This is a genomic window from Pontiella sulfatireligans (genome assembly GCF_900890705.1).
Taxonomy (GTDB): domain Bacteria; phylum Verrucomicrobiota; class Kiritimatiellia; order Kiritimatiellales; family Pontiellaceae; genus Pontiella; species Pontiella sulfatireligans.
Window position 1 is genome coordinate 416,072 of sequence record NZ_CAAHFH010000003.1, and the last position, 22,093, is coordinate 438,164.

At 51.5% G+C, this 22,093-nt stretch carries 16 protein-coding genes; 4 read left to right on the top strand and 12 right to left on the bottom strand.

Going from position 1 to position 22,093, the window contains the following annotated elements:
• Nucleotides 1-48 precede the first annotated feature (48 nt).
• The 4 genes from SCARR_RS26160 to SCARR_RS26175 all read left to right on the top strand — a co-directional run bounded on the left by SCARR_RS26160 (nt 49) and on the right by SCARR_RS26175 (nt 5,625).
• Nucleotides 49-498 carry a hypothetical protein gene (locus SCARR_RS26160; protein WP_136065380.1) on the top strand — a complete coding sequence of 150 codons (450 nt, stop codon included), beginning with the start codon at nt 49-51 and terminating at the stop codon, nt 496-498.
• A 166-nt stretch (nt 499-664) separates the two neighbouring features.
• Entirely contained in the window at nt 665-1,909 is a 1,245-nt protein-coding gene (locus tag SCARR_RS26165) for a glucuronyl esterase domain-containing protein (RefSeq protein ID WP_222846478.1), read from the top strand.
• 456 nt (nt 1,910-2,365) lie between these two features.
• Nucleotides 2,366-2,989: a 3-keto-disaccharide hydrolase gene (locus SCARR_RS26170; protein ID WP_136065382.1), complete on the top strand. Its 624-nt coding sequence runs from the start codon at nt 2,366-2,368 to the stop codon at nt 2,987-2,989.
• Nucleotides 2,990-3,114: 125 nt separating this feature from the next.
• A complete protein-coding gene (locus SCARR_RS26175; RefSeq protein WP_168433633.1) occupies nt 3,115-5,625 on the top strand; it encodes a glycosyl hydrolase family 28-related protein in 2,511 nt (836 codons plus the stop codon).
• A 326-nt stretch (nt 5,626-5,951) separates the two neighbouring features.
• Here the strand turns inward: SCARR_RS26175 and SCARR_RS28450 are convergent, their stop codons facing one another.
• From SCARR_RS28450 to SCARR_RS26230, 12 genes are all read right to left on the bottom strand, one after another.
• Nucleotides 5,952-6,113 (bottom strand): hypothetical protein, encoded by a 162-nt coding sequence (locus tag SCARR_RS28450; RefSeq protein ID WP_168433634.1) that lies wholly within the window; start codon nt 6,111-6,113, stop codon nt 5,952-5,954.
• A 64-nt stretch (nt 6,114-6,177) separates the two neighbouring features.
• Entirely contained in the window at nt 6,178-7,734 is a 1,557-nt protein-coding gene (locus SCARR_RS26180) for a sulfatase family protein (RefSeq protein WP_136065386.1), read from the bottom strand.
• Between the two features lie 15 nt (nt 7,735-7,749).
• Nucleotides 7,750-8,040, bottom strand: coding sequence for a hypothetical protein (locus SCARR_RS26185; RefSeq protein ID WP_136065388.1), 291 nt, complete (start codon nt 8,038-8,040; stop codon nt 7,750-7,752).
• A complete protein-coding gene (locus tag SCARR_RS26190) occupies nt 8,037-9,665 on the bottom strand; it encodes a sulfatase family protein (protein WP_136065390.1) in 1,629 nt (542 codons plus the stop codon). Before SCARR_RS26190 ends, SCARR_RS26185 begins: the two co-directional genes overlap by 4 nt.
• Nucleotides 9,666-9,688: 23 nt before the next feature.
• On the bottom strand, nt 9,689-11,158 hold the full coding sequence (locus SCARR_RS26195) for a sulfatase (protein WP_168433635.1): 1,470 nt from the start codon (nt 11,156-11,158) through the stop codon (nt 9,689-9,691).
• A 26-nt stretch (nt 11,159-11,184) separates the two neighbouring features.
• Nucleotides 11,185-12,585 carry a Gfo/Idh/MocA family protein gene (locus SCARR_RS26200; RefSeq protein WP_136065394.1) on the bottom strand — a complete coding sequence of 467 codons (1,401 nt, stop codon included), beginning with the start codon at nt 12,583-12,585 and terminating at the stop codon, nt 11,185-11,187.
• Nucleotides 12,586-12,792: 207 nt separating this feature from the next.
• Nucleotides 12,793-12,966 (bottom strand): LuxR C-terminal-related transcriptional regulator, encoded by a 174-nt coding sequence (locus SCARR_RS29430; protein ID WP_136065791.1) that lies wholly within the window; start codon nt 12,964-12,966, stop codon nt 12,793-12,795.
• A gap of 48 nt (nt 12,967-13,014) precedes the next feature.
• Nucleotides 13,015-15,339 carry a GH92 family glycosyl hydrolase gene (locus SCARR_RS26210; RefSeq protein ID WP_136065396.1) on the bottom strand — a complete coding sequence of 775 codons (2,325 nt, stop codon included), beginning with the start codon at nt 15,337-15,339 and terminating at the stop codon, nt 13,015-13,017.
• A 117-nt stretch (nt 15,340-15,456) separates the two neighbouring features.
• The gene (locus tag SCARR_RS26215) at nt 15,457-16,587 is read right to left on the bottom strand and encodes an ROK family protein (RefSeq protein ID WP_136065398.1); all 1,131 of its coding nucleotides are present in this window, start codon (nt 16,585-16,587) and stop codon (nt 15,457-15,459) included.
• A 32-nt stretch (nt 16,588-16,619) separates the two neighbouring features.
• A complete protein-coding gene (locus SCARR_RS26220) occupies nt 16,620-17,771 on the bottom strand; it encodes an MFS transporter (RefSeq protein WP_136065400.1) in 1,152 nt (383 codons plus the stop codon).
• Nucleotides 17,772-17,873: 102 nt separating this feature from the next.
• Nucleotides 17,874-20,129, bottom strand: coding sequence for a GH92 family glycosyl hydrolase (locus SCARR_RS26225; protein WP_136065402.1), 2,256 nt, complete (start codon nt 20,127-20,129; stop codon nt 17,874-17,876).
• A 386-nt stretch (nt 20,130-20,515) separates the two neighbouring features.
• Entirely contained in the window at nt 20,516-22,003 is a 1,488-nt protein-coding gene (locus SCARR_RS26230) for a BNR-4 repeat-containing protein (protein WP_136065404.1), read from the bottom strand.
• Between the last annotated feature and the right edge of the window lie 90 nt (nt 22,004-22,093).

The following is a 22,093-nucleotide window of genomic DNA, read 5'->3' on the forward strand; positions in this document are numbered from 1 at the left end:
TGCACTAACGCGCAAAACCCTCATTGCAAGCGTTGGGTAGGAGGAAATATGAAACTCATAATGATGTACCTTGTTGTTTTATCCTCAGTCGTGATCACAGGTTGCGGAAGAGAAGATTTCGTAGAAATTTCTTACAATCCAGATTTCGTAAGATTGGTAGAAAACGGCAGGGTGAATACTGTTGAGCACACTCACGATGGAGCAGGAGTTAGATGGATACGGGGTAAAGTAATAGCCGGAGAGGGGCAAGGCATACCCGAAAAATTTAAAGTCCGAATTACCAGCCGCCAACTTCAAGAAGCATCCACATTGTTTAAAGAGAATAATGTCGTATTTAAAGTAGTTCCTCCGAAGCCCATGGCAGGGGCTTATGTAACGCCGATGATACTTCCATTGCTGATTGCTCTGATCTGGATTGCTATTATCTTCTTTGTTCTAAAGCTAGCGTTACGCTTAGTGAGGGCAGTTGAACGAATTGCAGAGAATATGGATAAATAACCCAACCAACGGGTTGAGCATACCCGGTACAACGCCCGTTGATTAGGTTGAAGTTTAATTCCCGGGTCTGCTCACCCGGGACGTTCATATGGCTGAAATACTGGCAACAGGGCAAACGACCGAGGCGGAACCAACTTCAGCCATAAGGTCTAGCCAGGAGAAGTAAATGATGCACTACTTGAAATTTACTGTTGTAACGACAGCGATTCTGTTGGTGGTGGCCTCTACGATTGCTGCGGCCGAGCCAGCGGATACCAACTATGATGAAAAGAAGGTTCCACCGTACGAACTCCCCAAACTCCTGATTGACAAAGCGAGTCAGTCAGTCGGACGAAGCGAATGGGATTCGCATCGACGAACGGAGATACTTCATCTCTTTGAGGAATCGGTATATGGAAAGACGCCCAAGCGACAACTGAGCGTACGGTACGAAGTGATTGATTCGGACGCCAATGCCTTCAATGGCCGCGCAACACGTAAACAGATTGCTGCATTCTTTGGTGAAAAACAGTATCGAATCGACATTCTGTTATACATACCCAACAAGTCAAAGGGCCCAGTTCCCGCCTTCCTCGGCATGAATTTCTACGGCAACCATACGGTCCATTCCGACCCAAAGATAATCCAGCGAGAGAAGAAAAAGGCCCGAGGTTCGTTTTCAAAACGCTGGCAGGCCGAGTTGATTATCGATCACGGATACGCACTTGCGACTATCCATAGGGATCAGGTCGCGCCCGACAACTATCGAAATGGTTTTACTGACGGCATTCATCCTCTATTCTATACCAACGGTCAAAAGAAACCCAAACCGGATGAGTGGGGTTCAATCGGAGCTTGGGCATGGAGCTTGTCACGCGTTCTCGACTACTTGGAAACAAACAAACAGATTAATGCATCACACGTGGCGGTGATCGGACATTCACGACTCGGAAAAACGGCGCTTTGGGCTGGAGCGCAGGACACCCGATTCGCCATGGTGATCAGCAACAATTCAGGCTGTGGCGGAGCGGCTCTCTACCGGCGTTGTTACGGTGAACGAATTCATCACATTATGAAAAAGGTTAGCTATTGGTTTTGTACCAATCATCGACAGTACCAAAAAAGAGAACACGAACTGCCGGTGGATCAGCACATGCTGTTGGCACTTATTGCGCCTCGGCCACTTTACGTTGCCAGTGCTACGGCTGATCGTTGGGCGGATCCCAAGGGCGAGTTTCTTGCAGCGAAACATGCTAGTCCGGTCTATGATCTTTTTGATACGTCTAGCCTGTCAGGGCACGAGATGCCCAAGCCCGACCAACCGATTCACAGCACGATTGGCTATCACCTCAGAACTGGAAAGCACGACATGACCGCCGATGACTGGCGCCAATACATAAAGTTTGCAAACCGCTTTCTGAAACAAGAATGACATGCTCCTACCCCACTAAAACAAAAGATCCTGGGGTGCGCGGCGTCATGGATTTAGGTGACATGACATAGACGTCGTCCTCTATTATGCTATTTTTCAAATGCGCTACAAGCAACGCATCAACAAGCAGTCGGGCAAAGCCCGGCACACAACAATAGGATCGAGGCGATTTGACAACGCCCAATTTTAAGGCGAAATAATTTGCAAAAAGCCTCATCCAGACCGATCGACTTAAGGATAAAACAAGTATGACTGATTTTGCGCAACTACATAGAGATGTGGTATTCAACAGGTCTGGTGGTCAGATCATCTGGCAACCACGATAACCATCTCTACGAAGACTACAGTCCGCTGAAACGTATGCGCAGATGAACGATGCAACGGTCCAATGGAAGGACGAAATAAACTTTTTTATCCAAATAAATTTATTGGGGTCATACCAACCGGAGAATAATTATGAAATGTGTACTAGGAATACTGTTGCTGAGCACTTCACTAACATATGCCGGAGACTGGAATCCCCTTTTTGACGGTTCATCCCTGAACGGTTGGAAAGCTAGCGAAACTCCGGGGTGCTTCAGCATCGTCGATGGCAATACCCTGCAGGTTAAAGGCGGTCGCTCCCACCTTTTCTGGATAGGAACCGATTCCATCCCCGGCGAATTCACCGATTTCGAGTTCAGTGCGAAGGTCAAAACCACGCCCGGCGCCAATGGAGGCGTATTCTTCCATACGGAATACCAGGAAACAGGCTGGCCAACCCACGGCTATGAAGCCCAGGTGAATTCAACCCACAAGGACAAGCGCAAGACCGGCAGCATCTATGCGGTCCAAGACGTCCTGAACGATGCGCCGTCCAAAGACGGCGAATGGTTCGATTTTCTAATCCGCGTTAAGGGCAAATCCATTACCATTTCAGTTGATGGAAAAGTCGTTAACGAATTCACTGAACCGGCCGACGTCCAACCCTTGGAAAAATTTAAAGATCGCAGACTCAGCTCCGGCACCTTTGCGCTTCAGGGCCACGACCCGAAAAGTATTACCTACTACCAGGACATCAAGGTCCGCACCCTGAAATAGATATGAATACTCCAGAGAAACCGAAACAATTAGTGCCCGCAAAGCCGCAAAGAAACAAAGGTTATAGATCCAAATTACTTCGCGCCTTCGCGTCGTCGCGGTCATTTTACCTTAAGCTCAGTTGCATGGCCATTGCACTGTTATCATTATCCACTACGCTACACGCTGCCTCTTCAGAGCCGGAGTGGCAGATCATAAAAACCAAGTATCCGACCAAGGATGTGGTTATTGCCGGATACAATGTGGAGGATTTCGGCGCGAAAGGTGACGGGAATGAAGACTGCACCAAGGCCTTCCAGAATGCGCTGAATGCGATGAAGGAAGCCGGCGGCGGAACGGTCTTTGTGCCGGAAGGAAAATATACGTTTAAAGGGAGCCTGGAAATTCCCCCGTCGGTCACGCTTCGCGGGGATTGGAAAGAGCCGACCAAAGAGGAGCCCGGTGTACGCGGAACGCTTCTGATGCCGCTGGGCGGAAAAGGCGATCCCGACGGTACGCCCTTCATCTCTGTGGACTACTGCGGGGGTATTATGGATCTGAACATCTGGTACCCGGCACAATCTCCGCTGAAGCCGGATCCTTACCCGTGGACGCTGGTTCAGAAAGGCGGAAACAACGCCACCTTCGAAAACCTGACGCTGGTGAATCCCTATCAGGGCATCCGCATCGGTCCCGGCGCCAACGAGCTTCATCTCATTCGCAATGTCTACGGCACCCCGCTTAAAACCGGCATCCAATACGATTCCACCACGGATATCGGCCGGCTGGAAAAAATCAATTTTTCGCCGCGTTGGTGGTGCCAGAGCAAACTTCCCAAAGCACCGCGTAAAATCGACTGGATCAAAAAGAATGGTACGGCCATCCATATGCTCCGCTCCGACTGGGAATATGTCGCCCATGTTGAAATCGACGGTTACAGTCGCGGCTATTTTATCTCGGAAGGCGTACGTGGTGCGGCCAACGCCCAGGTTTATAATCTGAGCATTCGAAACTGCGGGACGGCCCTGGAAGTGGAAAAAACCAACCCCTTCGGCATGGTGTTCACGGAGTGCTCTTTTGACGGAATCGATCACGGCGTCCTGCTGGATGAAAAATTTAAATCCGCCGTCATGTTCTCTTCCTGTATTTTCAGTGGCATAGACGCGATCTTATGTAATGGAGACGGCAGTGTCCTGCTGGACCAGTGCCGTATACTGCGCGGAAACATTCAACTGAAAAATGGGGCTCATTCCATTTTGGGTTCGGCACTGGAAAATCGAAGCAGTCAGATTCAGATTGAAAAACAAGTAATCGGTGTGATTCTCGCGGGCAACACCTATCCCAGCTCCCTACCCGCTATCCGAAACAATGCGAAAGATTCTGTCCTTCAAAATTCAGACGAAAAACTACCGCTCAACCCGATCCCTGATTACCCCGTCGATTTTGTGCAACCCTTTGTCCCTCCACGGGTGGATATGGTGGTGGTTCCAACCTCTGGAAGTGACGACACTCAGACCATCCAAACCGCAATCAATGAACAAGCCCGAAAAGGCGGGGGCATCGTCTTTCTTCCCGGCGGTGACTATCGGATTAAAGGTCACCTGAACATAGCAGGTTGCGTTGAACTGCGTGGCATTCATGATGTTCCCCATCACACCATGGGTGCGGGTAGTGTGCTGCACATCTATCCCAAGGATGACGTTCCCACAATCACTATGGAATCGGCCAGTTGCATGCGTGGACTCTCCTTTAACTATCCGGAGCAGAGCATTGATGATGTAAAGGAATACCCCTTTCTGATTCAAGGGCGTGGCAGCGATATCTGCATCATTAACGTCAATGCGTCCAACCCCTTTAAATTTATCGATTTCATGACGCACCGCTGCGATAACCATTTTATCGACTATCCCTCCGGCGCACCTTTCATGATCGGCGTTGCCGTTGGCGGCGGCAGCCGAAACGGCGTGGTGCAAAACATGCAGTTCAACCCGCACTACTGGTCCCGGGCCCCGAATCGCAACCCGCTCTATGCCAACAAGACGGAAGCTGGCGTCAAAAGCGGAACCGGCGGCCTGTTTTGGACGTATCAGAAAGAAAATATGGACGCACTTGTGGTTGGCGATACCGTAAACCAGTTCCTCTACCAGAACTTTGTATTCGGCTCGCTCTACGGCATCCATTTTGTCGAGCAGGGCGGTAAAGGCGCGATCAACTGTATTAGCCACGGCCACGGAACCGACGGCTCTAAAATCGGTTGCTATTTTGAATATGGTCACGGCGAAATTTATATGATCAATTCCGAACTCGTCGCCATGTCCTCACAGAACAAAACCGCCATCAAACTCGGAGCAGGTTTTAACTCCGAAGCCACGCTGATCAACAGCATGGTATGGGGCCGCACCGACCTGCTGGCCGAAATCGAAAACGGCACGCTCACCCTGCAAAACATGCGCGCCTATCGGCATGGGAAAGGCATCCTGCTCAAGGGCGGAAACGTGTATGCCGCCAACCTCACCTTCAACAAGCAAGGCAACCACGTCCACACCTTGGACGGCAAGGCCGAACTGACCGGTGTCATTACCGTGGGACCGTTCGAGACATCGGGCGCTCTACTGGAACCTAACCATGTAATCGAACGGCCGGCGCGCAGAAAATAGGGGCCTATTGCCAATACCTGCTGGATTCTCCATTCCTCGCAGCGTGCTCCCGCAGACGGGAAGCACGCACACTACGGGGAGGGATCATAGTAGATCCCGGATCTTCGAACGCCTGCCAGCCTACACTGCCGCCGAACCGAATAATCGGCACCGGGCTCCACCCAGCTCCGGCGGGTTGAAAGCGGCCGGCTCATCGCTTTTTTTTCGAGCCACTTAACGTCCATCTTCAGTCGCCCGACTTTGGGCACAACCGAAACCCAGGGCAATGAGCAGCAGCTTCAGTATTGTTCGTTGCTTCATACTTCTCCTGACAACCCTGCATTTCCTTACTGTTTTTTCTTCCTCGGAAGCGATGCATCCCACTGCTTCAATTGCCGCAGGTAGTCTTCCGCGACTTCCGGATGCCGATTCGCCACGTCGTTCGATTCCGACGGATCCTTGGTCAGATCATACAACCGAAACTCGCCCTTTTCAGATGCGCCTTCCACTGCTTATCTCGCATGACCGACCAACGCGGACGGGCATGCGAAACGAGATGAAATTCTTTCTTCATCACTTTTTTGTAAACTCCCCGAACGGACGGTCCTCAAACTGCTTCAATGCTTTTGAAAGTTCCTTCATCATGCGCTGGGCCACTTCCGGATTCTGTTCGTAGATGTTGTCGTTTTCTTCCGGATCGGTCTTGAGGTTGTAGAGCTGGTCGGGGTCGAAATAGTGCGGATTGTGGCTCGAGGCATAGTGACCGAGGTGCCCGTTACGCGTCAGGTAGGGACGATCCAGCTTAGCGCCTTCGAAGCCCTTGAACTTTACGCCGCGGTCGATTTTTTTCTGGAGTTCTTCCGGATAGCGCACGGCGATATATTTCCAGTCCTTGGTTTTCACGCCGCGCGAATGCCCCATTTCGCCGAAAAGGACATTGCGCACCGGCTTCTGGCTGCCGAACAGGACGGGCTTGATGCTGACACCGTCCATCTGATAGTCGGCCGGCGGCTTGATGCCGCAGAGATCCAGAATCGTCGGGGTAAAGTCGATGTTGCCGACGATGCCGTCGTATTTTGTATTGGACTTAATCTTCCCTTTCCATTGAAGCACCATCGGGACGCGCATGCCATAGTCGTGCAGCGTGGCTTTGCCGTGGCGATAGGAACCGTGGTCGGACACGAAGATAATCAGCGTATCCTCTTCGAGGCCGAGCTTCTTGATCTTGTCGATGATGGCGCCAACACCGTCGTCGAGCCAGAGGGCATAGGCCTGTTTATCCTTAAAGCCCGCCTCGCGATTACGCTTGAGCACGTCGGCGCGAGAAGGCAGCACATCGAAACCCTCCTCCACGAAGCCTTCGCCGGTTATGCGCGGATCGGCTTCGAGGGAAAACTTGTTCTTCCAGGGCGCGGGTCCGTGGTGCAGCGTGGTGGAGAAATAGAGAAAGAACGGTTCGTCCTTGCTCTCCTCCATGAATTGGAATGCCTTGCTTACGCTCCAGTCGAGATTGTGCACGTTCAGCGCGTCGTTTCGCAACTCCTTTAGGTTGGCGCAATAGTACCCATCGACATAATCGAAGCCGTAGGGCTTCATGGCCTCGCACCACTTTTGATGGTTGCGCTGCATTTTTCCATTCACATCAGGATCACTCGGATCGGCATCCTGCGGATACGGTTCGAGCCCGTTCTTCTCCCAGTTGCCGTTGATCCACTCATGGTTGATCAAATGGCTTTTGCCGACAAAGCCAGTTTTGTATCCACTCTTTTGCAACACCTTCGGCAGGTTCCAGCGATCCGGCTCCAACTCGCCAATGTTTTCCACTTGCGTCTGGTCGCCCAACGGATGCTCGTGCATAAAGCGTTCGCCCGTGCAGCGCCCGGCATAGCGACCGGTCAGGAAGCTATAGCGCGAGGGCGAACAGACGGTGGAGGTGACGTTGAAGTCGGAGAGGAAGAGTCCGTCCTTGGCCATCTGGTCGAGGCGCGGCGTATGCACCTTGCCGCCCATGAAGCCAATCGAGTCCCAGCTCTGATCGTCGGTCAGAATGAAGACAACGTTGGGCTTCTTCGCGGCAACCGCGAAAGAAACCAACCCAATGCATGTCCACGTAAGCAGTCGTTTTTTCATATTCGTACTCCTGGTTTAGGGCAAGAATTCGATCGTGATGATCTTCTTTTTGGTGATGTCTAGATTCACCGCACCGTTGGCATCCAGCGCAAGCTCTTCGGTTTCGAGTTCTTCGAGATCGACAAGGCGCGCCTTGCTCCAGGTTTTCCCGGTATCGGCGGGCAGCGCAAAGTTGGCGGCCGGTCGCGGGCAAGCAGCTGGAGCACCTGCATCTGGAGGGCAGAGAGCTCGCCGACCGCCTTTTCCGGATGGGCGCAGAATTTCTGCATTACCGATGGCTGTCCTGCCGAGACCGCGACGGGTCATTCCCCCGAGGTGTCCTCAGGCACTTCGTAAACCTCACGCAATCTCTGCAGTTCCTTTTTCAGCTCGGCGATCTTGGCGGTATATTCCGGGTTTCCATAGACATTGTTCATTTCCTCCGGATCTTTTTCGATGTCGAACAGCTCCCACTCCTCGCCATTGGGAACACCCTTTCCGTAGAACCGGATGAGTTTGAAGCGGCCGTTAAACACGCCTTCATGGCGTCGTACGTTATGTATGGCCGGATATTCGTAGTAGTGATAGTAGAGCGATTCCCGCCAGTCCTTAGGCGTCTTTCCCGCAAGCAAGGGAACTAGGCTCCTTCCTTGCATGTCGTCCGGAACGGGCGCACCGGCCAGATCAAGGAAGGTTTCGGCAAAGTCGATGTTCTGCACCAGATCGGTGTTCACCGAACCCGGTTTGATATGCCCCGGCCAATAGGCGATCAGCGGCGTGCGGAACGATTCCTCGTACATAAAGCGCTTGTCGAACCAGCCGTGTTCGCCCATATAGAATCCCTGATCCGATGAATACATCACGATCGTGTTTTTATCCAAACCGGATTCGGCGAGATAGTCGAGAACACGCCCGATGTTTTCATCAAGGCTTGCGATGCAACCGAGGTAGTCTTTCATATAGCGCTGATAGCGCCATTTCACTCCTTCGGGGGTTTTCAGCCAGGCCTCTCCCTTCGCAAGGATTTTCTGGTTGCTCGCCTCGCGGGCATCATCCCAAACTTTGCGCTGTTCGGGGGTCATGCGGAAATAGGCCCCGAATTCCCAGCCGCCGGCCGGAGGGAAGGGTTTTCCCGCAGCAATCATCTTTTTCTTTTCCGCTTCGTATTTTTCCCACGACTTCGGCGTGTAGAGCTTGAGGTCTGATTCCAATCTCATTTCATCGCGGATCGTCATGGTCGCGCTGTGGGCCGCGACGCCGCGGGTGGCATAGTCGTCGAACAGGCTATCCGGCTCGGGGATGAAGAGATTCTCGTACATGCCCACATGACGCAACGCAGGCATCCAACTGCGGTGCGCGGCTTTGTGGTGTATCATCACCATGAACGGCTTATCCTTGTCCCGCCCGCTATCCAGCCACTTGAGCGCCTTATCGGTGATGATGTCGGTTACGTAGCCCTCTTCCGTATACATGCCCTTGCCACTGATGAAGTTAGGCTGGTAATAATCGCCCTGCCCTGGCAGCACCTCCCAATGGTCGAAGCCCTGCATCTTTCCGTTCAGATGGATCTTTCCGATCATCGCCGTCTGGTAGCCGTTTTTCTGCAGGATTTTCTGAAACTGCTGCTGGTTGTGGTTGAAGCCTCCTTGATTATCGATCTTGCCGTGGAGATGGCTGTGCTTCCCGGTCAACAGCGTGGCGCGACTCGGCGCGCAGATGGAATTCCCGACATAGCAACGGTCGAACCGCATGCCTTCCTTTGCAATGCGATCCAGATTCGGCGTCGGGTTCAATTTCTGTAATCGGCCGCCGTAAGAGCCGATGGTTTGAATGGAGTGATCGTCCGAAAAGATCCATAGAATGTTCGGACGGTTTTCAGGTGCAGCTTGAAGCGCCATCGCGGCACCTGCTCCCCACAATACGATTGTTCTCAAAATGACCTTTTTTAACATGATGTACTCCTTTGTTTTTTTTATTAGTTCTTTGCCGACTCTTTTCGCTCTACCAGGCGCTGATGGAGCCGCTCCCTGGTTTCGGCATGTTCCGGGTTGGCGGCCAGATTACGGATTTGTTTCGGATCCTTATCCATATCAAAGAGCATGAAACCTTCCTCGTATTTCTTCGTGGCAGGATACCACATGTATGCCCACTTGCCGCTCCGCAGACCATAGCCGCCCTCGACCTGAATGAACGCGTCCTGTCGCCCGGAAACCGCTTGAGGCGTATTCAGCAATTCCGCGAGGCTCAAACCCTGCGTGCCCGTATCGGCAGGCAGCCCCGCCAGCTCTACAACCGTAGGATACAGATCAACCAGTTCCACAAAGTGGTCGCATTCAACGGCGGAGGCCGATTGCCCCGGGGCTGAGATGATTAAGGGCACACGCGTCGATTCCTCCCACAACTTACTCTTTGCCCACGCGTTATGTTCACCGAGGAGATATCCATGGTCGGATACAAAAACAATGATCGTATTTTCCCGTAGCCCCAATCGATCCAGTTCGTCCAACACACGGCCGAGCATACGATCCATGTAGCTAACAGATCCGTAATAACCGCGTCGAATCTTTCGGCGCTTGGTTCGATCCGGCTGCATGTCTTTGCCCTTCGCTTGCGCGGGGATATCCGCCGTGGCGTACTCAGCAACGCTTGGCGCTTTCATCTCGCGATAGTCATACTGCGCGAAATCCTTCGCTGGAGCGACATAAGGCGTGTGAGGCCGGAGGAAACCAACACCTAGAAAGAATGGTTTTTTATCCACGGCGCGTTCGCGCAGGAGTTCGATTGCCCGATCGGCACTCATGCCATCGGCGAGCAAGCAGTTGTCGTCGGCGGTTTCCACAACGACTTGGTCACTCCCTTGGTGGTTGCCGGGGATCATCAACTTTTTTACGCCGGGCTTGCGCCGCTTCCACTCCTCGCGTAGCTCGGGGTATTTGGAGGTCGAGTCCTCCCCCGTCAAATCCTCCGCCTTCCCCGGGGTAAGCGATTCCATGGCATGCAGGTTGTACACATAATCCCAGGACGGCGCATGATCCGAGGCCGACAAGCCGCCCATCACTTCACCAGGGACGCCCAGATGGTAGATCTTGCCGACACGGCCTACCCAATATCCATTGTCCCGAAACAGCCGTGGTAAGGTTATTCGATCCTTCTTCACCTTGCCGCCGTTATCCAATACACCGTTTTTCTCGGGATATTGCCCAGTCATGATCGACGCACGCGATGGACCGCAAATCGGATACTGGCAATAGGCGCGGGTGAATGAAACACCGGTCTTCGCCAATTTATCTAGATTCGGGGTCTTGCACTGCGGATGCCCATATCCGCTCAACGCGGTGTTAAGGTCATCGGCCATGATGAACAACACGTTGGGTTTTGCTGCAACCGCGATGGTTTCAATAGCCAGCGTCGCCAGCATCATGGCCGACAGGACAGTACCTAACATAGCTCGTTTCATATCATAGACCTTATCTAGACAACGCTTTCCAATGGTCCCCAGCCCTCGCGCGGTTCACGCCAGGCGAGTTCATTGATCTTCGGGTCATTGACGATCTCGCCGGCTTCGTTGAGAACGAGCTTTTTCCCGGCGCGAGCGCAGAGGTTGCCCAGCTGGATATTGGCGGTCATGGGGCCGGAATAGGAAAAGTTGGACTGGCTGAACTCGCGCGGTTTTTCGCCGCGGCAGGCCATCAAGAACTCCGCGTGGTGGCCCGGCGAACGTTCTAGCAGCTGCTCGGGACGCCCGAACGCGCGACGTTTCGCTTCCGGAATGACGCGCGGGCTCTCCCAGTAGTCGCCCTGCACCAGCATCTTGCCCTCGGTACCGACAATCAGGTTGCCGGTCTGTGGAAGCTTCGCGCCATCCACCTTCAGTTCCTCAGGAGTCTCGGGCATGTAGGGGTTCCCCTTTTTATCCTTACCCTCGTACCAATAGGTCGCGAAGCCGGGGCGGCCGTTGGAAGCCCGGTAGGTGCTTTTTACCACCATGCCGGCGGGATACTGATCGGTTACGGGACCGGTCATTTCGAGCGGCTCGGCGGACGCGGCGTAGCCTGGATTCATGATGCTATAGATGCCGTCGGTGGTATGGCAGGCCATGTCTCCCAGCGCGCCGGAACCGAAGTCCACGAATCCACGCCACGTACCCGGATGGTACGTCCCGCGCAGTTTCCCATTTTTCTTTGGTTTAGCTTCTGCGTTTGGCCCCGCGAAGGGGCGCATCGCGGCGGGGCCGATCCACGCGTCCCAGTTCAAATAATCCGGCACCGCATCCGTATAGTTCGGTTTGTCGCCGCCCTGCGGCCAGATGGGTCGGTTGGTCCAGGTGTGGAATTCCTTCACGTCGCCGATGGCGCCGCCCTTGATCAGCTCATACGCGACACGCCAGCCCTGCATCGAATGGCCCTGGTTACCCATCTGGGTCACCACATTCTTCTGTTTTTCATAGGCCGCGGTCAACAATTGCGCCTCGCGCACCGACCAGGTTAGCGGCTTTTCCGTATAGCAATGGATGCCCATCGAGACGGCGGTCATGCTGGGCGCGAAATGGGAATGGTCCGGCGTAGACACAAACACAACGTCGATCGCCTTGCCGTGCCGCGTGAACATCTCCCGCCAGTCCGTGTAGCCCGACGCGCCTTGCCAGCCCTCTTTGCCCAAAACACCGTCCCACGTCTGTTTATCCACATCGGCGAACGCTACGCACTGCAGCCCCGCCTCATGGCATTCCTGAGTATGAATTTTGGCTTTTCCGCCAACCGCCACGAACGCGACCTGTAGTTTTTCATTCAGCCCTTGAGCGCGGACAATCGACGGGAAGCCAACGGTTGCCGCGGCCCCCGCTTTGATAAAATGGTGTCGATCGAGTTTCATGTAATGCTCCTTGTTTGATTTCGATTCTAAATTTCCTTATAAGAAGACATATTCCCACGGTAGAAAAACAGAATGCCAGAGAACGATGGTCGTGTCATGTCACCGAAATCCATGACACCGCGCACCCATAAGTAATTTCGGCTTTTTGGCCGAATGAGCCTACTCAATGCCGGTATATTTGGCGACGGCCTCGGCGCGGGAGTGAACCTAGAGTTTTTCATAGATACGGCGAAGGTAGGTGTTTACCGTGTTCACTGAAATATCCAGTTCATCGGCGATTTCTTTACATAAACGGCCGCGCGCAAGACCCGCAAGATCCTGAATTTTAAAACCGCAGAAGAGATGTTCATTCAGGAGCTGGCGGCATGAAGCACTCGCAATCGAGAAAAGTTGGGCATTTTAATTTACAGTCTACCGCCTCCAAATCACTCAGTTTGACAGCGATGGAGGCTTGTTTTGCGGATCGCTGCCCCATTTCTTATTAGGTTTGGGCCCCATCTTATATTCAATGGTTCCACCAGCAACAATCTCCTGATGCGTGATCCAAGCTCGCTCTAATGGCTTACCGTTTAGTTTGGCTGACTGTATATAAATATTTTCCGGCGAGTTGTTTTCTGCGACCACCGTGAATTTACCGCCCTTATAATAATCAGGATCCAATGTTATTGTCACTTTGTCAAAGACGGGACTTGTCAGCAGGTAAACATTATCGCCGGGACAGACCGGATGGAAACCCATCGCAGACAAAACATACCAAGCCGACATCTGACCAACATCTTCATTGCCCCGCAGCCCAAGAGGTCCGAGCCCATAAGCATTTTCGCATATCTCTCGAGTCCATTTTTGAGTCTGCCACGGAAGGCCAACATAATTGAACATATACGGAACATGATGCACCGGCTCATTTGAGTGATTGTAATAGGAGTTCCAGAAAAAGTCATCTGGAGACTTATTGAAGAATGTTTTAAGTTCCTGAACGAAATAATCTTCACCCATCAATTCAGCAAAGCCGGCAACGTCATGAGGGACAAACCAGCCCTGCTGGTATGGATTGCTCTCAGTTGTCCCCTGTTCAAAACCGGTTCTTCCGTCCCACTTTCTCCATTTGCCGTTACTATTTTTCGTACGCATCCATTTCACACCAGGGTCCCAAATATTCTTATACGCCATAGAGCGTTGGTAATATTCTTTTGAATCCTGATCTTTTCCCAGTGATTCAGCAAAGCGGCCAACGCACCAGTCGGTATAAGCATACTCAAGCGTTTTTGACATACTACCCGGTGTAAACCCATGCTCTTGGTTTCCAAACTTATCGACTGAGTTTTTACATTGTTTATAAGCCTCGGCAATATCATAGTTTCTTATGCCTTTTTCATAGGCATCAACGATCACTGATACCGCTGGGTTTCCTACCATGCAACCCGAATAAGAGTTCAGCATTTCCCAGCGGGGCAAATAATCATTCCCACTCTTTTTTGACATATCAAGCAGTGAACTGATCTCATCATTTACAATATCCGGCCTGACAATCGTCAGAAATGGAAAGTGACTGCGAAAAGCGTCCCAGCCGCTAAACACTGTACGGTATGAAAAATCATTAGCTTTGTGTTTTTTCTTATCGGCACCGACATACCAGCCATCAACATCAGAAGCTACTCTCGGGTCTATAAAGCAATGGTAAAGGGAAGTTGCCAGAATAGTTTTTTGTTTTTCACTACCGCCCTGAAAATCAATAGTTTTAAACGCATCTGACCACAGCGATTTTGATTTATCTCGTACTCCGTCAAAGTCCCAGCCAGCAATGTCATGTCTTAAATTCGCCTTCGCCCCTTCAATGCTCACAAAGGATATCCCGACTTTTAGCATGACCTGCTCATCCTTAGCCGTTTCATATTCAGCAAAAAAACCTGTATTGGTACCGGTGTAATTCTTTTTGTCTTCCATTACCTGGTCTTTATCCCATACGCCAAATGCTTTAAAGGGCTTGCTGAACTTCGCGTAATAATGCAACGTGTAATTTACATCTCCCTTGCCATGCCCCCATCCTCCGTCCTCGCTTGAGCACTTCATATAGCCTTGAATAGTCTGGTCGTCCAGAACTTCGACATTCTGGGTGCTGTGTTCATGCCAACGCTGAGTCTGCCCGATTCGCCTTGCCAGATCAATCTGCAGCCTGCTTGTTTTATTTTCAGGAAACGTAAATCGTATAATCCCTGCCTTCGGTGCAGCTGTCACTTCTGTCTTAATATCATATCTCAGCAAGTCTACACTGTAGTAGCCGATACTCGCATGTTCCTGATCATGGGAATACTCAGAGGCTGCATTTTCCATCGCATCAGGAAAATCTTCAAAGAGATCAGTCCCCTTGATCCTTTTGGTAACGATATACCTGCGATTAAATAGTCGCTTGCCGGTAGTTGGCATTACCTGAAAATTACCGAGATCGCCATACCAGCCCACTCCACTCATGTGCGTAAAACTGAAACCCTCGATGACATCGTGATTGTAACTGTAACCTGAAGTATGATCCCCGGAGCCTGTGATCGTATCCGGGCTTAGCTGAACAAGGCCAAACGGAGTAGCTGCGCCAGGAAATGTCCTTCCAAAATACTTGCAGTGCTCACCATTAGCGCCGAGTGTGACCGCACCGATCATCGGGTCAACATAATCGACCATTTCCTTAGCGTATAAAAGCCCGGATAAGGCAAAAAATACGGAAACGGCTATTAAGATCCTTACTGGTTTATTATTCATTTATATCCTTGCTCCTGGTTGAAGAAAATTTTGATGAAATACGAAAACGGTTGTTAGCACACAAAGAACTGCATTTACAGGTGCCCGGTTCTTATCTTATAGAACCAACTCCGACGTCTATTCAACCACGGCGGCTTCCGCTTTATCAATTTCATGCAGGGCGAAGGCATAGGCGCCGATAGATACGGCCCGACTGGTTCCCAGCACGGAGGTGCCTATTCCGATCCGCTTCAGCGGATCATATGAAATAGTCCGGGAGCTCTCTGGCACCGGAATCTCTTTCGGTTCACCGGAGAGGAACTGTTTGATTTCCGAATCGGACTCGAGATTGAATACCTTCTGAACGATTCGATCAAATTCGTCGTCGTTATAGCCCTTAATTATTCCGTTCATTTCACGGATCAATTCCGGCATGAAAAGACGATGTCCTTTAGAGACGCCACCGCCCATCACAACCAGACCATCCATGAGGGTCATCGCATTTGAGAGCGCATCGCCCAACACTTCACCCAACTGCCGGTAGGCCTCAACCGCCGCGGCCTGATCCCCTTCTGAAATTCCCAAAGCAATATCTTCAATCTCTTTTGTTCCGGGCGCGGTAGCCTCATCCAGTGGAATACCCGTCAATTCTGCATAGCGGAAAATCACGGCACGAGCACAGGCACCAATCTCGGCAATACAGTCCGGTTTCACTTTGTTGCGCATCAGCCAGATTTCCGTGGCATTGGAGTTGTCGCCGATAAACAGCTCGCCCTTGTGAACCAGGCCTCCACCAAAACCGGTTCCAAGCGTAACGCCAAAGAGCGTCTGGTAGCGTTTTGGGCTGCCGGCCGCTTCCAGCATTTTATTAACGCGCGGCAACAGGCCTCCAATGGCTTCGCCATATACGAACAAGTCGCCATCGTTATTAATGAATACAGGCAGGTCGAACTGAGCTTCGAGATAGGGGCCAAGCGCCACACCACCCGCGAAAGCCGGAAGGTTGCCCACATTATCGATGATCCCGTTGGGATAGTCGGCTGGCCCCGGAAAAGCAAAGCTGATTGCAGATGGCTTTCCATCAATCAAATCCATCACCTGGCGAAATCCATCAACGATGACTTTGAGGCTCTTGCCCAAATCCTTCACTTCTGCTGGAAGCGATACGGGTTCGCAAATTTTCTGATTTCCCTGAATGGCCTCAAACACAAAGTTTGTGCCTCCGGCATCCAAAGTGAGAACGATTCGATTATCGTTTGAATATTTCATGTAGTATCCTTACGCAGTAGTTAAATTATTGCCTAAGCAGCTTGCTTGGCGCCCCCTTTGAGGGAGAGTACGAATAGATAGGCGAAACAGGCGCACGGAACCACGAAAGCCATAGCCTTCAGGCCGCCATCGACCAACCCGCCCATCAGTAGCGGAACAATGGCACCGCCGGATATAGCCATGCACATCAACCCGCTGAGTTCACCGGCGCGTTCCGGCTTTTCTTCCACCGTAATGGAGAAGAGCAGCGGCCAAATATTGGCAAACCCGAGGCCGCCCAGGACAACACCGGCAATCGCCAAGGATTGGTTTCCGGTCATAAGAAGTCCTGCGCCAATGGCTCCCATAAGCGCTGAAATACGGAAGGCAGGGCGCGGTTGTATTTTTGACAGCGCAATCCCGCCGACGATGCGACCAACAGTTAATAAGCCAAAGAATAACGTCGGCCCATATTTAATGGCGGTGATTTCATCCAACCCGATTTCTTTCAGATTCGGCAGGAGAAAACGAGCCATGCAGACTTCTGCGCCCACATAGAGAAATATACCCAGAACGGCCAACGCAATAACCGGCTCTTTCAATAATTCAAGACTGGATGCGAGACTCGGGGGCACTTCCGGTTTGCCTTCCTCGATCTTCAACATAGCAACAGAAATAAAGGCCAATGCCATCAGAACAAAGAAAACCGGAAAGATTCCGCGCCAGCCCATTTGCGAAAACAGGGCGATGGAAGCAATGGCTCCAACGAGGTACGTGGCCGCCGTGCTGCCCAAGCCTTTAATACCCTGAGCAAAGCTGAGGTTGCGGCTGTACGCCCCCTCTCCACTCACGTCGCGCATGATCGGATTGCCCGCAACCTGCAGAAAGGTGGTGCCGATACCCAGAACGAAAATACAACCCAGCAACAATGCAAAGCCCGGCACCATCAGACTTGGGATCAGCATGGCAACCGCGTTCAAACCCAGTCCCAGCAGCAAGAGCTTCTTCATCCCGATACGGGAAGCGAGCAACCCTCCGGGAACACTGAATGCCGCAAACGCGATAAATACGAAGAACGACAGCATGGTAGCCATCACATTGCTCAACTCATACTGCTCCCGAACCGCGTCAGACATCGGCCCCATGGCATCAGCCACGCCCATCACCAAAAAGGCCATAAAGATTGGCATTGTTTTTAATTTCATTCCCTTAATCCTTTTTTACTGTTACCCAAGCCCCGAACCCAACGGGCATTCACAACCAATAGCTAAATAAAGTTAATCGATTTCGAGTGTCTTAATGTCTTTTCAATCAATCCCCCAACTGCGATTCGGCTTGTCACCCAGATCCAGTGTCAGTATCCCGCCTGCCATGATTTGATCGTGCGTGATGAACGGCATATTGAGCGGTTTTCCATTCAGCTCTGCCTTCTGGATATATTTGTTGACCTTGCTTGATGCTGGTGCGAGCACTTTGAATTGCCCACCGGGCACATCTATGGCGACTTCCGTAAACACAGGACTTGTGAGGGTATAAACGGGTTCACCCGCCGTGACCGGATAAAAGCCCATGGCCGTGAAAACCACCCAGGCGGACATGCCGCCGCCATCTTCGTCGCCGGGAATGCCAAATAGGTTGTCTTTGAACCAAACATCGAGCAGGAAGCGGGTGCGCTGCTGGGTTCGCCAGGGAGCACCGCAGTAGTTATACAAGTAAGGGATATGGAAAGAGGGCTCATTGCCCATGGAAAACTGACCTACCATACCGGTTGAATTGGCACCGTTCACGTGGAATGCCATGCGTGGCATGCCCAGTGGTTCACGGAAGAGCTGGTCGAGCCGTTTACGGGCCTGCTCTTTTCCGCCCAGCAATTCGATGAGTCCGTCAATCGCGTGAGGGACGTGCCAGGCATAGGTCCAGCCGTTGTTCTCGTCGTAATAGTCGCGGTAGCCCTTGCCGCCCGCGGACTTGGGATTGATGTCGATCCATTCGCCCTTATCGTCCTTGGGCATGAACATTTTATGCTTCTCGCTCCAGAGGCGTTTGTACTGGTCAGAAATGGCCGCAAACCTGACGTAATCTTCTTTTTTGCCCAATTCTTTGGCCCATTCAGACAGCACCCAGGTATCAAAACTGCGCCCCAGCGAAATAGCAACTGATTGCCGGCGTTCAAATCCATCCACCAGTGGCTCAGTTTCTTCTTCCCCCGGATGCAGGCCTGGCATAAAACCGAGGTCTTTCATGCGCTGGTCGAGGGCCGTGGCTTTGGATCCCTGACGCCAGGGAATCCAGCTGCCCTGGGTGACATTTTTGCGCACGCCTTCGTAGGCGGCTTCTATATCAAAGTCGGTGAGTCCTTTTCGGTAGGCATCCAGGAAAAGAACGGACGAGTGATAACTGTTCATGCAGGCATGGTTTCTGAATACCTGGGGGAAGGTCGGCATCCACCCGCTTTGTTTGTACATTTCCACATAGGAATGCAACATGTCCTGGGCCTGTTGGGGGGCCAGGATGGTGCGCAGGGGATGCTGAGCCCGGTAGGTGTCCCATACCCAGTCGTCTACGTAGAAGGGACGGGTTGTTTTGTGGATCGACTGGTCGTAACCGCTGTAGTATTGACCGTCTTCGGTAATGTCGATCATGCGTTCGTGTGTGCGGTAAAGGGCTGTATAAAAGGAGCGTTTCTGCGCATCCGTTCCACCTTTAACCCTGATTTTGTTGAGTTCACCATCCCAGGCTGCTTTGCCGCTGACACTGAGTTCTTCAAAGTTCTGGTGAGATAGTTCTGCGTCAAAGTTTTTCCTAGCCTGCTGCTGACTGACATACGAAATTGCATATTTCAGCAAGACGGTTTTCGGGGCCTTTTTACCACATTCGATGCGCAGCGTATTCTTATCAATGATGATGTTCATGCCTTGGGCAGGCCGACCTTGCCCATCGGTCACTTCGGCATAACACCAGACTGACATCGTTACCGGGGCCAATTCCGGATTGCGGCTTTTTTTCGTAATGCGTTCCGTGATGTTCACGGCATGTGGTTCGACCAGCTTGGCGGTCATTTTGCCCGTTCCCTCAATCAATATATGACTTTGCGTTGCTCTGGGGAAGTTATAACGATAGATGGCCGTTTTCTTGCCGGGTGCAAAACCGAGGGTGATGTCATCTTCAATTAAATAAGTCTCGAAACGCCAGGGATGGACGACTTCCAGATCGTGATCATAGGCCATTTTCCGGTTCCAACTGGCCGCTGTGACCGGGCCGCGTGCTACACGCATCTTCAAAATGCCTTTGCCGCGATGCCACATAACCTGAAGTGGAAAATACTGCACTTGATCAAAGGTATAGTCTTTGCGAATGGGATACATGCGGAGCATCTGATTGGGCTGCTGATAGGTCGGGTAGGTCGGTACCAGGAAGGGGGCAATGTTGCCGATACGCGGATCGACATAACTGGCGGGATCTGCGTGGGCTGTCTGGTACATGCCGGTATGAATCAAGACTCCAGTCATGACCGTCAACAGAATGGAAATTACATCCTTGCGTGTTTGATTTAACTTGTTCATGTGCTGCCTTTTGCTAATTGTTCATTATCATATATGGGCTTGGTGATGTTTTAGACTTTGGGGCGGCTCGTTCGTGTTTTCCATTCATACATACTCCCCACTCATCTGTTTTCGTCATGAGAAGACATGTTCCCACTGCAGAGAAAACAGAATGCCAGAGAACGATGGTCGTGTCATGTCACCGAAATCCATTACACCGCGCACCCATAAATAATTTCGGTTTTTTGGCCGAATGACCCAACGCAATGCCGGTATATTTGGCGACGGCCTCGGCGCGGGAATTTTCTATCCATCCCCCTGCCTAGACCATGCGCTCCAATGATCCCCTGCCCTCGCGCGGTTCACGCCAGGCGAGTTCATTGATCTTTGGTCCGTTTTTAACCCGATTATTCACGCGGTGTTGTTCTGCCCCTTCTTCCCTTGGGTTGATCATCGAGTTTGCCTTCCTCTTTAAGCTTTTGGAGTTCCTTGAGACGATCGCCAAGGTTGCTGGCTTGCTTTTCAGGTCTTGTGACGGGGCCATTATCGCCGAGTAAAATCATCTTGCGATACTGGTGCTCCTGACCGTATATGTGTTCGCTCAATAGCAACAGGGCCTCAGGATTGGCGTTGTGCATCAGGGAGCTGACGTATTTAAAGTTAGCTTCTTTCGAGGTTATCAGGGGCTTATCCTTCTTCCATGTCAACCCGCCATCGGTCGTTCGCCAATAACCGACCGTACCTGCACCGGCAACTTTATAACTCAGTAACAAGCGGACATTCAACGGTGAGTCGATCAGGATGTCTCCGTCTTGAAGTTTACTGCCGGGAATAATCCTAACCGGTTTTTGCCAGGAATCGCCAAGCCACCTGGTGTAACGAACGTGACCGACATCGTACCTGAAGAAAAGGTGAGGATACCCATTTTCATCTACGCGGCATGCGCCACGGTTAGTCCTCTCCTCATTGGTATCGACGATCATTGTATTTTTATCAGCGACCTCCTTTGTTACTGGAATATCCAGTTTCTGGCCCTTGACATTCTGCCATGAACCATCGTCCGTATTCATCATCATGTAATAACAATTGTAACGGGCATTTGTATGACGGCCCGCACCCGACTTGTCACACAAGTGATAAACATAAGAGGCCGTTATCGTATTGCCTTTACCCGGAGCGAACCATGCATACCATGCATCATACGGGCCCGGATAGCCGGTGTGGGGTTTTGATTTTAGAATCGATTTTGAAGTGGTGAATGTCCGGCCTGCATCCGTAGACTTCTGATATACCCAGTCGCTTTGGTGTGAACCGTGACGGTAAAATAAATACAAATCGCCATTAGGCATTTTTACCCATTGGCTGTAGGTACCAAGCGGCGAAATATTATCAAGTTCCTCCCACTCGGTAATATCGCCGGGACGCTTAGAGACCACGTGGGTCTGCTTACCTCTGCCTTGAGCACCCTGTGAATTTTCACCTAAAGTAGAAACGCCTCCATGACCGCCAAAAGCAAGATGGATATAGCCCTTTGCATCAATAATCATCGATGGCCTGCCGTGATTGTCTACTTTCCCAGAGCGGTCAATCGAATCATATTCCTGCCCCATGAGGCTTACACCGGCCTTGTACGGCCCTGCCCATTTCTTCGCTGAATGGTCATAGGAACACACATAAGGGTCCTCGTGAGGACCCTGGTAGGCTACATAAGTAGTTCCCTCAAAATATTCACCGCTGGGGTGCTGCATTGTATCCGTTGGATTGCCATAGCCGTTATCCGTGAAGTACTCCACGTCAGATTCTGCAGCCAGACTAAAACCGGGCTGTGTGATAAATATGCCTACTGCAATTACTGAAAAAATATTTAAAAGTACAAATCTCTGTTTCCTGACCATATTTATAACCCCATGTATCTAATAAAAAAAATAACAGCAATGATTTTCGGTATTTTGCCGTTGGTGCTATCGCGCCATCATTATAAAAAA